This window comes from Microbulbifer thermotolerans (assembly GCF_001617625.1).
Taxonomy (GTDB): domain Bacteria; phylum Pseudomonadota; class Gammaproteobacteria; order Pseudomonadales; family Cellvibrionaceae; genus Microbulbifer; species Microbulbifer thermotolerans.
This window is the reverse complement of the sequence record NZ_CP014864.1, coordinates 256,366-268,934: the sequence shown is the minus strand read 5'-3', so window position 1 is coordinate 268,934 and position 12,569 is coordinate 256,366. Positions and strand designations below refer to the sequence as shown.

General features: G+C 60.8%; 11 protein-coding genes. 4 read left to right on the top strand and 7 right to left on the bottom strand.

Annotation, left to right across the window (positions count from 1 at the left end; translation table 11 throughout):
• Nucleotide 1: 1 nt before the first annotated feature.
• The 3 genes from A3224_RS01140 to A3224_RS01130 all read right to left on the bottom strand — a co-directional run bounded on the left by A3224_RS01140 (nt 2) and on the right by A3224_RS01130 (nt 3,377).
• Nucleotides 2–1,312, bottom strand: a complete 1,311-nt coding sequence (locus A3224_RS01140; protein ID WP_067150370.1) for an N-acetylmuramoyl-L-alanine amidase — start codon at nt 1,310–1,312, stop codon at nt 2–4.
• A gap of 95 nt (nt 1,313–1,407) precedes the next feature.
• Entirely contained in the window at nt 1,408–1,896 is a 489-nt protein-coding gene (tsaE, locus tag A3224_RS01135) for a tRNA (adenosine(37)-N6)-threonylcarbamoyltransferase complex ATPase subunit type 1 TsaE (protein ID WP_067150367.1), read from the bottom strand.
• Nucleotides 1,896–3,377: a bifunctional ADP-dependent NAD(P)H-hydrate dehydratase/NAD(P)H-hydrate epimerase gene (locus A3224_RS01130; RefSeq protein ID WP_067150364.1), complete on the bottom strand. Its 1,482-nt coding sequence runs from the start codon at nt 3,375–3,377 to the stop codon at nt 1,896–1,898. Before A3224_RS01130 ends, tsaE begins: the two co-directional genes overlap by 1 nt.
• Before the next feature lie 90 nt (nt 3,378–3,467).
• Between A3224_RS01130 and queG the strand changes: the two genes are divergently transcribed.
• Nucleotides 3,468–4,580, top strand: a complete 1,113-nt coding sequence (queG, locus tag A3224_RS01125; protein ID WP_067157251.1) for a tRNA epoxyqueuosine(34) reductase QueG — start codon at nt 3,468–3,470, stop codon at nt 4,578–4,580.
• A 57-nt stretch (nt 4,581–4,637) separates the two neighbouring features.
• Here the strand turns inward: queG and orn are convergent, their stop codons facing one another.
• Nucleotides 4,638–5,177, bottom strand: a complete 540-nt coding sequence (gene orn / locus A3224_RS01120; RefSeq protein ID WP_074902208.1) for an oligoribonuclease — start codon at nt 5,175–5,177, stop codon at nt 4,638–4,640.
• Between the two features lie 90 nt (nt 5,178–5,267).
• On the opposite strand from orn, the gene rsgA reads away from it, so the two are divergent.
• The 3 genes from rsgA to asd all read left to right on the top strand — a co-directional run bounded on the left by rsgA (nt 5,268) and on the right by asd (nt 8,051).
• Nucleotides 5,268–6,302: a small ribosomal subunit biogenesis GTPase RsgA gene (gene rsgA / locus A3224_RS01115; RefSeq protein ID WP_067150361.1), complete on the top strand. Its 1,035-nt coding sequence runs from the start codon at nt 5,268–5,270 to the stop codon at nt 6,300–6,302.
• Nucleotides 6,299–7,093, top strand: coding sequence for a sulfurtransferase (locus tag A3224_RS01110; protein ID WP_067150358.1), 795 nt, complete (start codon nt 6,299–6,301; stop codon nt 7,091–7,093). Before rsgA ends, A3224_RS01110 begins: the two co-directional genes overlap by 4 nt.
• Nucleotides 7,094–7,172: 79 nt before the next feature.
• Nucleotides 7,173–8,051 (top strand): archaetidylserine decarboxylase, encoded by an 879-nt coding sequence (asd, locus tag A3224_RS01105; protein ID WP_067150355.1) that lies wholly within the window; start codon nt 7,173–7,175, stop codon nt 8,049–8,051.
• A 96-nt stretch (nt 8,052–8,147) separates the two neighbouring features.
• Here the strand turns inward: asd and A3224_RS01100 are convergent, their stop codons facing one another.
• The 3 genes from A3224_RS01100 to A3224_RS01090 form a co-directional block, all read right to left on the bottom strand.
• Complete coding sequence (locus A3224_RS01100) at nt 8,148–9,464, bottom strand: HD-GYP domain-containing protein (RefSeq protein ID WP_231902536.1); 1,317 nt, start codon at nt 9,462–9,464, stop codon at nt 8,148–8,150.
• A 417-nt stretch (nt 9,465–9,881) separates the two neighbouring features.
• Nucleotides 9,882–10,961, bottom strand: a complete 1,080-nt coding sequence (hemE, locus tag A3224_RS01095) for a uroporphyrinogen decarboxylase (RefSeq protein WP_067157245.1) — start codon at nt 10,959–10,961, stop codon at nt 9,882–9,884.
• 178 nt (nt 10,962–11,139) lie between these two features.
• Entirely contained in the window at nt 11,140–12,567 is a 1,428-nt protein-coding gene (locus A3224_RS01090) for an FAD-dependent oxidoreductase (protein WP_067150349.1), read from the bottom strand.
• Nucleotides 12,568–12,569: the final 2 nt, after the last annotated feature.

Genomic DNA, 12,569 nt, shown 5'->3' with positions numbered 1-12,569 from the left:
ATCAACCGGAGGGAATGGTCAGCGTCTGGCCGACCCGAATCACTGAGCTGTCGATACCATTGACTTTCTTCAGTTCAGAAACGGACACATTGTAACGCGCCGCGATACTGGACAAGGTATCGCCGCGGGCGATAGTGTGACGCCGATCGACCCTGTCTCGGTTGGCGGCCAGCCAGGTGCCCGCTGGCGGGCGGCTGGTAAAGTGCGCCACTATACCTTCGCTGAGCTTTTCCGCCAGTTTGCGTTGAAAGGACGGGTCTCGCAGACGCCGCGCCTCTTGTGGATTGGTGATAAAGCCGGTCTCCACGAGAATCGATGGCACATCCGGTGACCGCAACACAGCGAAGTTGGCCTGTTCCACCTTCTTCTTGTGCAAGTGGGTCACACTGCCGAGGGAATTCAACACACTGGCCCCAACATCCAGGCTGGCATTCATGGTTGCGGTCATGGACAGATCCAACAACACGCCCGCCAAGGTATCGTCCTTGTCATCCAGGCTCAGGCTTCCGGCACCGCCGATCAGGTCGGATTCGTTTTCCCGCTGGGCCAGAAAGCGCGCCGTCTCACTGGTGGCGCCACGGGAGGATACGGCATACACCCCGGCACCGCGGGCATCCTTGCGAGTAAATGCATCGGCGTGGATTGACACAAACAGGTCGGCGCGCATACCGCGGCCTTTCTTCACCCGTTCGCGCAGCGGAATATAGTAGTCACCACTGCGCACCAGACGAGCGGAAAACCCGGGCTTTGCATTGATAACACTGTGTAATTTCTTGGCGATGGCCAGCACCACGTCTTTTTCGCGCAAGCCTCCGGGCCCCAGCGCACCTGGATCTTCGCCGCCGTGGCCAGCGTCGATCGCGACAAGGATATCTCGTTCACGGCTGACCTGCTGCAGAGTCTTCTCTTCGTTTTCCACCCTGTCGTACAGGTCGATCACCAGGCGGTCCGGCAGTCCGCCATGGCGCTTCAAGGCGAAACTTTTGGGCTTTACCTGCTGTTTCAGGTCCAGTACTACGCGCAGATTTTTCTTGTCGTGGCGACCGTGACGCAGGCGTTCTATGGGGGTATTACCCAGTTCCAGGTGGTCGAGCTGCGCCGCCAGGCGTGTGTCGGCCACATCGACCACCACCCGGTGAGGGCCAGTCAGGGTAAACAACTTGTGTTCCGCCGGGCCGCTGAGATCAAACACCAGCCGCGTGTGATCCGGCGCGCGCCACAGGCGCACACCCTCCACTTCCGCCGCCTGCGCAGGCAAAATCAGCTTCCCCAAGATCACCAGGACGAGTAATCGCTGCCAAACTGTTTTCATTTTTCTGCCCTGTCGATAATTCCCTGCCCTCCGTCCCCGCGACCTGCACGGATTTTTTTACAGGGAACCTCCGCCCAACACGTATGAACTCTGTCTCAGAGGTTGCCCAGCAGCTCCTGCAATCTTTTCAGCACGGCCTCGCCCCGCGGTGAGCGCCCGCTCAGACGCAATTTGCGACCGCTGTCCGGCAGAACCAATTCCACCTCCAGATCCGGGGCCGGCAGCACACCAGCACCCCGCTCAGGCCACTCCACCAGGCTCAAACTACCGGGAGTGAAATAATCCCTCACCCCCATAAATTCCAGCTCTTCCGGGTTCCCCAGCCGGTACAGATCGAAGTGGAAGACCCGCTGCGAACCCAACTCATAGGGTTCCACCAGAGTGTAGGTGGGGCTCTTTACCGAGCCCTGGTGGCCAAAAGCGGAAAGCACACCTCGGCATAACGTAGTCTTGCCGGCACCGAGCTGGCCGTGCAGGAATAGTGTCAGCCCCTCATGCAGCCCCTCGGCCCGGCAGGCGCGGCCGAGCGCTTCGCCCGCGGCGACGGTGGCAGTTTCATCGGCCAGTGTCAGTTGCAATACCATCAGTCCACCAGCTTGCGGATATGTGGCAACAGGTCTGTGGCCAACAGGCCGCGCTGCCCGTCGGCAGCGGCTCGGTCGCCCGCCTCCCCGTGCAGCCATACCGCTAGCCGCGCGGCTTCCAGCGGCGTCATATGTTGGCCGATCAGGGCTGCGATCACGCCGGTGAGCAGATCGCCCATGCCGCCGGAGGCCATGCCCGGGTTGCCGCCCTTGATCAGATCCACACCGCTCGGATGGGCAATCAGCGTACCCGCCCCCTTTAATACCACCACACCACTGAATTTTTTCTGAATCGCGATGGCCGCCGCGCGCGGATCGGCAAGCACATCCCCCGTACCGCAACCGAGCAGCCGCGCCGCCTCACCGACATGCGGTGTCAGCACCCAATCATGCCGCCGGACACCAGCCAGCACGCGACCGCCGGCGAGGATATTCAGAGCATCCGCATCCAGTACCAGCGGCACGTCGGCGCGACCGGCGCGGGCCAGCAGTTGCTCGCCCCAGGGAGCGCGGCCCAAGCCAGGCCCCACGGCGATCACATCCGGCATCTCCAGCAGCGGTTCCAACTCCTGACCTGAAATCACCGGGTGTGCCATTACTTCCGGGCGGCGAGTCAGAGAAGCCACCAGGTGCTGGGGATGCGTGGCCAGCGACACCAGACCCGCACCGGCGCGGGCCGCGGACTCGGCAGCCATGAGAGCGGCACCACCAGTGCCGCTGTCACCGCCGACCACCAACACATGGCCGAACTGGTTTTTATAAGCATCTGCGGCGCGCGCGGGCAGACGTTGGATACTGGCGCCATCGAAGCGCTGTGCCAAGGGCGCGACTTCTGTGTACACCTGCTCCGGCGCGCCGAGACTTTCGAAAAGAATCTCGCCGCTCAGAGCCGGGCCGCGACCGCAATAGAGCCCCAATTTACGGCCGATAAAAGTCACCGTGACGTCCGCACACACCGCTTGACCGGCACTTCCGGTATCGGCACTCAAGCCGGATGGAATATCCACCGCCAGTACCGGCCCGGGACTGGCGTTAATATGTTCCACGGCCGGGGCCACCGCCCCCCGCAGCTCGCCGCTGAAACCGGTACCGAGCAACGCATCCACGATCACCGTGTCTTCGCCCGTGTTATCGAGATCCTCCAGGGAAGTCACGATACGAACACCTTCGCTGCGGGCGTAGTCGCAGGCCCTCAGGGCATCGCCCTTGAGGGCTTCCGGGGCCACGCAGGCATAGACGGTCACGGGAATCTGTTTTTGTGCCGCCAGAGCGGCAATTACATAGCCATCGCCACCGTTGTTGCCGCCGCCGCAGAATACCTGGACACTGCCAGCGTCCGGCCAGCGTTCCAGCAACCGCGCGAAAGCGGCGCGTCCGGCGCGTTTCATCAGCGCGATTGAGGGGATCTTCAGCGCGTCTATGGTGCGGCGATCGAGCGCGCGCAGCGCCTCTGCACCGTAAAGGGGTTGGGGCCTGTCCATGGGGCTCCTGAGATCAAAATTTAAACTGTGGCAAAATAGCAGGAATTATACCTACCGGACGCCCTGTTGGCGCCCGTTGCGTTCAATACTATGAATGAACCTTTACTTGTCGAACTGGCGGCTCTGATCAAAACCTGGGGCCGCGAGCTGGGCTTCCAACAATTGGGCATCGCCGACTGCCACCTCGAAGCACATGGCGAAAGGCTGCGCGCCTGGCTGGAGGCCGGCTACCACGGCGATATGGAATGGATGGGCGCTCACGGGGAAAAACGCTGGCGCCCGGAGCTGCTGCAGCCGGGCACAGTGCGGGTAATCAGCGCGCGCCTGGACTATCTGCCGCCGGATACGCAGCCAGTGCGGGTACTGAAAGATGCCCGCAAAGCGTACATCTCCCGCTATGCGACCGGGCGCGACTACCACAAACTGATCCGCAAGCGACTGGCGCATCTGGCACAAAAGATAGACGCCTGGTGCGCAGAACGGGGCTTTGATTCCGCCGGCCGCGCCTTTACCGACAGTGCGCCGGTGATGGAGCGGGCACTGGCGGAGAAAGCGGGACTCGGCTGGATCGGCAAGAACTGCATGGCGATCAATTCCAGCGCGGGCTCCTGGTTTTTTCTCGGCGAGATATACACCAACCTGGCGCTACCAGTGGATAAAAGTACGCAGCCCAATCAGTGCGGGGAGTGTTCCGCCTGTCTCAAGGTTTGCCCCACGGACGCATTTATCGCCCCTTATCAGTTGGACGCGCGCCGCTGTATCTCGTACCTGACCATCGAGAACAAGGGCCCTATCCCGGAGGTGTTCCGCGAACCGATGGGCAACCGGGTGTTCGGCTGTGATGACTGCCAGATCATCTGCCCTTGGAACAAATTTGCCAAACCCACCGGGGAGAGGGACTTTCACCCGCGCCACGGCCTGGACGATGGCGATTTGCTGACACTGTTTAAGTGGGGTGAGGAAGAGTTTCTGCGCAAAACCGAGGGGTCCGCGATCCGGCGCATCGGCTACGAGCGCTGGCGGCGGAATCTCGCGGTGGCGCTGGGCAACGCAGAGGCATGTGGGGAAATTGTCGCCGCGCTGGAGGCGGCGCGGCCCGGCTCAACGCCCCTGGTGGCAGAGCACATCGACTGGGCACTGGCTCGCCTGCGCAGTGGCCGCAGACGCAAACGCAAGATCAAGCGCCCCCAATCACCGGCCTGAGGGGGCGCTGATAAATTCGTAAGAGCCCTGCCGCAGCTTTCGGGGCGCTATAACCGCTCACAGACGAAAGAAGTGCTCGCGGTAGTGCTTCAGCTCCTCGATAGAATCGCGGATATCGTCCAGAGCCAGGTGATTGCTCTGTTTTTTTACCCCCTCCAGAACATCGGGGCGCCAGCGCCGCGCCAGTTCCTTAATAGAGCTGACATCCAGATTCCGGTAATGGAAATAGGCTTCCAGTTGCGGCATGTATTTGACCAGAAAGCGACGATCCTGGCCGATGGAGTTTCCGCACATGGGCGAGGCACCCTCGGGCACCCACTGGCGCAGGAAAGCGATGGTCTCCCGCTCCGCATCCCCTTCGGAGATGGTCGACTCCCGCACCCGCTTCACCAGCCCCGATCCGCCGTGCTGCGTGGTGTTCCATTCATCCATCGCATCCAACAGGGCATCGCTCTGGTGCACTGCCAGATTGGGCCCTTCCGCGAGAATATTTAGTTGCGCGTCGGTTACGATGGTGGCGATTTCGATAATGCGTTCTTTTTCCGGGTCCAGGCCGGTCATTTCCAAGTCAATCCAGATCAGATTGTTCTTGTCCACTGCGGGTCTCCTTTAGCTTTGGAGGCAAGTTACCGCATTGGGCGGGCGTTGCAAGCTATAATCCGCCGCGAGTTTCCAGGCAAACCCCGAATGAGCAAACGCAAACTGAGCCGGCGCCAGCAGTGGCGCATCGCCAAAATCCAGAAGGAGCGCGAGGAGCGTGCGCGTCGGCGCGCGGACAGCGCCGAGCAGGCGCTCAAAGAGGGCCACCTGGGGCCGGAACAAACAGGGCTGGTCATCGCCAACTACGGCACCCAGGTGCTGGTGGAGAGTGAGGCGGAGCCCAAGCTGCGCCAGCGCTGCCACCTGCGCGCCAATATCGACACCCTGGTTACCGGTGACCGCGTGGCTTGGTGTCCCGCCCACGGCGAACACAGCGCCGACTGCGGCGTGGTCGGTGCGCGCCTGCCGCGGCGCTCCGAGCTGCAGCGGCCGGACCGCTACGGCGAACTGAAAACCATCGCCGCCAATATAGACCGAATTGTCGTCGTCATAGCACCTTACCCAGAGCCCTTTGCCAATGCGATTGACCGCTATCTGGTGGCTGCGGAAGCCACCGGTATTCAGCCGATTCTATTGCTGAACAAGATTGACCTGATCGACGACGGTAACCGCGAATCACTGGAGGAGCTGCTGGCCCCCTATCCCGACCTCGGCTACCAGGTACTGCGCCTGTCCACCAAAAGCGGGGAAGGATTGCCGGAACTTCTGCAAACCCTGGCCAAAGGCACCAGTGTCTTCGTCGGACAGTCCGGCGTGGGCAAGTCCTCGCTGGTCAACGCCCTGCTCCCCGGCGCCGGAGCGCGCACCGGGGCTCTGTCTGAAGCCACCATGAAAGGTACCCACACCACCACTGCAGCAGAACTCTTTCACCTGCCCGGCGGCGGTGATCTGATAGACTCTCCCGGCATTCGCGAATTCGGCCTCTGGCATATGGATGAACAATCGCTGCTGGAGGGTTTTGTGGAATTCCGCCCGTTTATCGGCCACTGCCGCTTCCGCGACTGCCGCCACCAGGGCGAGCCCGGCTGCGCCATTCTGGAGGCCAAGGCGCGCGGCGATATCAGCGAGAGGCGCATGAACAGCTTTCTGCACCTCCGCACCAGCCTGGAGTCTGAACGTTGAACCTGATTATTGAACCGCAAGAACTGGCGGACCAGCTCGCAAAAGAAGACTTATTGGTTGTGGACCTGAGTTCCGCACAAAATTATCAAAGCGGCCATATTCCCGGCGCCCTGCACCTGCCCTTCCAGACGCTGATGGCCGGCACCCCTCCGGCCCCCGGCAAACTGCCCAGCGCCGAGCGATTAACCCAGGTATTTCGCGCAATTGGCCTCCGTCCCGGGTTACAGGTGGTGGCCTGCGACGACGAAGGGGGCGGCTGGGCCGGGCGTTTCCTGTGGACCCTAGAGGTGATTGGCCACAAAACCTACAGCTACCTAAACGGCGGCATGCACGCCTGGCGCGCTGCCGGGCTGCCCCTGCCCACAGAGCCGGTAGCGCCTACTGCCAGCGACATCGAAATCAGCATTGATCCCGCCCCCACAATGGATGCGGAGGAAATTCAACGCCGCCTGGGCGAGGAAAACTTCATTATCTGGGACGCCCGCTCGCCCGAAGAGTACAGTGGCGCGCGGGCCCTGGCGATGAAAGCCGGGCACATTCCCGGCGCCGTCAACTGCGAGTGGACACAGCTGATGGATCCTCAGCGGGACCTGCGTATCCGCGCGGACGCGCGGGATTTTCTCGCCGGGCTCGGCATCGACGGCAACAAACAAATCGTCACCCACTGCCAGAGCCACCACCGCTCTGGATTCACTTGGCTGGTGGGCAAGTCCCTGGGCTTCGATATCCGCGCCTATCCCGGCTCCTGGAGCGAGTGGGGTAACCTGCCGGACACACCGGTGGAAAGCTAGCCACCACTCGGAAAAATTGCTGCCTCTCCCGCCGGATAGATCCGGCAACACTCTTTTTGCAGGTATTAAAAATCACATTATGCATCCCAAACTATTCGCTGCTCTGCAATATCTGACGCCCCAACACGCACTGTCCCGAGCCGCCGGCTGGCTCGCGGAAACACGTATCAAATGGGTCAAAGACCCCTTCACCCGCTGGTTCGTGGATAAATACGATGTGGATATGAGTGAGGCAGAGCAGAGCGATTGCACCGCCTATGACACTTTCAACGATTTCTTTACCCGCGCGCTGAAACCCGGTGTGCGCCCGCTGGTAGAGGGGGATTCCACCCTCGCCTGTCCCGCCGATGGCGCCGTCAGCCAGCAGGGGGAAATCCACAACGGCCGTATTTTTCAGGCCAAGGGGCACGACTACAGTCTGCTGGAGCTGGTGGGCGGGGATCCAGGGCTGGCGGCACAGTTCACTGGCGGCAGCTTCGCCACGATTTATCTGTCACCGCGGGACTACCACAGAGTGCACATGCCAGTGAGCGGTACGCTGCGCCGCATGATCCATGTGCCGGGACAACTGTTTTCGGTCAATGATGTCACCACCGAAACGGTGCCGCGGCTCTTCGCCCGCAACGAACGGGTTGTCTGCGTCTTCGATACCGCCGCCGGTCCCATGGCAATGATCCTGGTTGGGGCCATGATCGTCGCCAGTATTGAAACGGTATGGGCCGGCCTGGTAACACCGCACAAACGCCGGGTGCGCAGTACTAGTTACGGCGATAACTCGCCCATCCGATTGGAAAAAGGCGCGGAGATGGGGCGCTTCAAACTGGGTTCCACGGTGATCATGCTCTTCGGCGCAGACAGGGTGCGCTGGCTGGAATCCCTCGGTGCCGAAAGCCCGGTAAAAATGGGACAGCATTTTGGCGATATTCAGCCCGCAGAGCACCGGGAGAGCGCTGACTAATTCACCCAAACGCTGCGTATAGTCAGGGGCGCTCAAACAATGGAATGGAAATTGCGCACTGGCCGGCTACAGGCCGGAAACGATAGGGATGCGTGCCTAACGCTTAACAAGACGGGACAGAAATGCCGGCAGCTTCTGCCGGCTGAACAAGTAAGACTCACACACTGCGTTGACATCCACCTGTGGATAGGTGCCCGGCTCCACATCCTTGACGATGGTGACCTTGTCGCAAACGCTGAGTTTACCCCGCTCGATTAATTTCTGCTTGCGTCCGTTCTCCGCAGCCATATCGAACAGGCGCATCTTTTCCAGTGGCCGCTTGCTGCTATCCAGCACCACCATTACTTTGGGATTCAAGCGCTGCCGATAGGTCTGCTCCACTACCACCCCCACTTCGCCGGTGGACAGTTCCACTTGGGTTCCGGTCGGATACAGGCCAATGGACTGGATAAACTCGACCACCAGCTGCTCCTGGAACGCAATATCGCGCAGGTCGTAGAGTTGTGTCACCGCCTGGGAGGGTGCTACCGGCACACTGACATCGCGGGGATTGGTGGCCTCGTCATAGAAGGTCACAATACCGCACATGCGCGCCAGCACTGGAATTTTGTCTCCACGCAATCCCTGGGGGTAGCCGCTGCCGTCGTGGCGCTCGCGGTGACAGCGAATAATATTGATCACTTGCGGATCGAGCACCGCTTCCGCAGACAACAGCTTTACACTGTGTTCGACGAACTTGCGGTATTCCAGTTCGCTGCGCGGGTCTCTATTGCACATCTGCAGTACTTCATCGGCAATCATCAGCTTGCCCACATCCTTGAGCAGCGCGGCTGTACCCAGCTGTACCAATTCATGGCGGCGCAGGCCGATATGACGGCCGAAAACCGCCGCCCAAATGCTGGCGCGAATGGAGTGGCTGTATGTGTGTTCGTCCTTATCTCGCACACGGGCCAACCAGCTGAGGGCATCGGGGCTACACAAGACGCTGTCGACTAAATCTTCGACCACCTTGTTGAGCTGCTGGACTGGCAGAGGGCGGTCCGTGTGGATCTGCACCATTACCTCGCGCATGCTGGCCATCAGGCGCCGCTGCAGTTTGCGCGCCCTGCCCGCTTCACCGCGCGCTGGCGCGGGGGGTGGATAAGCCTTGTGGTGGACCTGTACCGGGCGGCAGGGGATGGCCAGTGGCACGCGGCCATTGCGACGGCGGGCCGCGGAGGGTGCATTGCGGGTGGCGGCACTGGCCATGTGGCGCAGTCTGATGCCGGCGTCACCAACACTCCTGGTTACGTCTACATAGACGTAACGGCAATATTTTTTGAGCTGGCGAATTTCTTCCAGGTCGCGAATATAGAACCCCTGCAGCGCAAAAGGCGTTTGTGTCCAGGGCCGGTCTAACCTAGACACAAACATGCCGCGCTGCAGGTCTTCTACAGAAATTTTTACCTGTTCAATCGCCACTGGATGTACTGTCGCCGGGTTTTGAGTTCTTAGGAACCGCTGACTAATTCACTGCCTGGCAGAAAAGAGACTTCGATGCCAGGTGAAAAGCTCAGGTGACGGAATGGCTATTCCGAAGCCCTCGGATTCAGGACGGGAGCTACAGAGAAGTTCTCAAGTGTTGTCGAACAATCCCCCACTTACTTCAGCGTACCGAAGCCAACTACGGTGCTCACCCGAATTAATCAGAGGTCCCCCAGCCCCGTGAGCGGGCAAGCCACATAGACGGAGATCTTTATACCACGGCATTGCGGCAGCCCGCAGCCCCGCCCCTGTGACAGCAGTCACAGAGATTTCTTTTCTTATCTCGGGACAGGCGCCCGGCGATGATTAACCGTGGTAGGCGGGCGACAGCTCCTGCACCGCTTTTATCATCGCCCCTGCGTGCTCAGGGTCCACCTTCGGGGTAATACCGTGGCCCAGGTTGAAAACATGGCCCGGACCGGGGCCGTAGGATTCCAGTAGCGCCGCCACCTCCGCACGAATCCGCTTGGGGCTGGCATAGAGTACCGCCGGATCCAGGTTCCCCTGCAAGGCTACCCGGTCTCCGACGCTGGCACGGGCCTGGCGCAGATCCGTGGTCCAATCCAGCCCTAAGGCACTCGCACCACTTTCCGCCATGGCTTCCAGCCACTGGCCACCGCCCTTGGTAAACAGAATCGTCGGCACTGGGCGGCCTTCCGCCTCCTTGGTCAAACCTCGGATGATACGGGCCATATATTGCAGGGAAAATTCCCGGTAAGCCGCGTGTCCCAGAACCCCGCCCCAAGTATCGAAAATCTGTACAGCCTGGGCGCCGGCGCGGATCTGTGCGTTGAGATAATCCGTCACCGAGTCCGCAAGTACGGAGAGTAACTGATGCATCAGTTCGGGTCGGTTGTAGAGCATCTCCTTACTGCGGGCGAAATCGCGGCTGGAGCCCCCCTCGATCATATAAGTGGCCAGGGTCCAGGGGCTGCCGGAAAATCCGATCAGCGGCACACGCCCGTTCAGCTCCCGGCGAATGGTGGAGACCGCACGCATCACATAGTCGAGGTCCCGCTCGCTGTCGACGACCTCCAGTGCCTCTATATCAGCAGCGGAGCGCAGCGGTTTGCGGAATTTCGGCCCCTCGCCTTCTTCAAAGTAAAGCCCCAGGCCCATCGCATCGGGCACCGTGAGGATATCCGAAAAGAGAATGGCAGCATCCAGCGGATAGCGTTCCAATGGCTGGAGGGTCACTTCGCAAGCCAAGTCCGCATTGCGGCACAAGTCCATAAAGCTCCCCGCACGGGCACGGCTAGCGCGGTACTCGGGCAGATAGCGACCCGCCTGACGCATCATCCAAACCGGCGTGCGGTCCACCGGCTGGCGCAGCAAAGCGCGCAGAAAGCGGTCGTTTTTCAGTGTGGAGAAGGGGGAATCAGACATGGACTGCACCATATTCTCGGCGAGGGCGGGTTAAAAAGGACGGCTATTGTACAGAGGTGCGAGGGGCGGAAACAGGGGGGGGGGCAGCACACCGGTGGGCTGACGGCGACAGGGAAAAACACGTATGGCGTTTGCAGGGCGCGGAGCCGGGGCTCAGCGCCCTGCAACATCGGCCGGTTTAAACGTCCAGATAGTCGAGAATACCCTCTGCGGCCTGGCGGCCCTCCCAAATGGCGGTAACCACCAAGTCCGAGCCGCGCACCATATCGCCACCGGCAAAGACTTTTTCGTTACTGGTCTGGTACTTGAAACGCTGCTCTGCGGGCGCCAGCACGCCGCCCCACTCGGCCACCTGGATTCCGTGCTCCGCCAGCCAGTCCGGCGGGCTGGGACGGAAGCCGAAGGCAACCAGAACAACATCCGCCGGAATAATCTCCTCCGAGCCCGGCACCACCTGCGGGCGGCGGCGGCCATTTTCATCCGCTTCGCCCAGCTCGGTGGTCACTACTTTGACACCAGTGACGCCGCCGCCGGTGCCACCTCCAACAATTTCCACCGGCTGCCGGTTAAACAGGAAGCGCACCCCTTCCTCTTTGGCATTGGCCACTTCGCGGCGGGAACCCGGCATATTCTCTTCGTCCCGGCGGTAGGCGCAGGTCACGCTCTTGGCCCCCTGGCGGATGGAGCTGCGGTTGCAATCCATGGCGGTGTCCCCGCCGCCGAGTACAACAACCCGCTTGCCTTCGACGGAAATAAACTCTTCGGGATTTTTCTCCCAGCCCATGTTGCGGTTTACGTTGCCGATCAAGAACGGCAGAGCGTCATAGACGCCCGGCAGGTCCTCGCCGGGAAAACCGCCCTTCATGTAATTGTATGTGCCCATCCCCATAAACACGGCATCGTAATCCCGCAGCAATGCATCGAAAGCGATATCCTTGCCGACCTCAGTGTTGAGGCAAAACTCGATGCCCATGTCGGTGAAAACCTGGCGGCGCCGTTGCATAACGGACTTTTCCAGCTTGAATTCCGGAATGCCAAAGGTAATCAGGCCGCCGATCTCGGGATATCGGTCGAATACCACCGGCTGCACGCCGTTGCGCACCAATACGTCGGCACAGGCGAGCCCGGCAGGGCCAGCGCCGATCACGGCGACGCGCTTGCCGGTCTTCTGCACATGGGAAAGGTCCGGGCGCCAGCCGAGAGCAAAGGCGGTATCGGTAATGTACTTTTCCGCGGAACCGATAGTGACGGCACCGAATCCGTCACCCAGGGTACAGGCCCCTTCACACAGGCGGTCCTGGGGGCAGACCCGGCCACACACCTCGGGCAGGGAGTTGGTCTGGTGGCTGAGTTCGGCCGCCTCCATCACATTCCCCTCCGTGACGAGTTTCAGCCAGTTGGGGATGTAATTGTGCACCGGACAGCCGGTTTCACAGTAGGGGTTACCGCAATCCAGACAGCGGTGTGCCTGATTGGCTACCTGCCGTTCACTGAACGGCTGATAAATTTCAACGAACTCGTTAGTACGGGTGATGATGTCTTTTTTCGGTGGGTCGGCACGACTCACATCGACAAACTGGAAATCGTTACTCAGTCTTTCTTTCATAG

What these genes read in the sequence shown, in the direction of transcription:
- A3224_RS01090 (WP_067150349.1), bottom strand. Translation starts at nt 12,567, where the DNA reads ATGAAAGAAAGACTGAGTAACGATTTCCAGTTTGTCGATGTGAGTCGT.
- asd (WP_067150355.1), top strand. Translation starts at nt 7,173, where the DNA reads ATGCATCCCAAACTATTCGCTGCTCTGCAATATCTGACGCCCCAACAC.
- tsaE (WP_067150367.1), bottom strand. Translation starts at nt 1,896, where the DNA reads ATGGTATTGCAACTGACACTGGCCGATGAAACTGCCACCGTCGCCGCG.
- queG (WP_067157251.1), top strand. Translation starts at nt 3,468, where the DNA reads ATGAATGAACCTTTACTTGTCGAACTGGCGGCTCTGATCAAAACCTGG.
- A3224_RS01130 (WP_067150364.1), bottom strand. Translation starts at nt 3,377, where the DNA reads ATGGACAGGCCCCAACCCCTTTACGGTGCAGAGGCGCTGCGCGCGCTC.
- A3224_RS01100 (WP_231902536.1), bottom strand. Translation starts at nt 9,464, where the DNA reads ATGTTTGTGTCTAGGTTAGACCGGCCCTGGACACAAACGCCTTTTGCG.
- A3224_RS01140 (WP_067150370.1), bottom strand. Translation starts at nt 1,312, where the DNA reads ATGAAAACAGTTTGGCAGCGATTACTCGTCCTGGTGATCTTGGGGAAG.
- hemE (WP_067157245.1), bottom strand. Translation starts at nt 10,961, where the DNA reads ATGTCTGATTCCCCCTTCTCCACACTGAAAAACGACCGCTTTCTGCGC.
- rsgA (WP_067150361.1), top strand. Translation starts at nt 5,268, where the DNA reads ATGAGCAAACGCAAACTGAGCCGGCGCCAGCAGTGGCGCATCGCCAAA.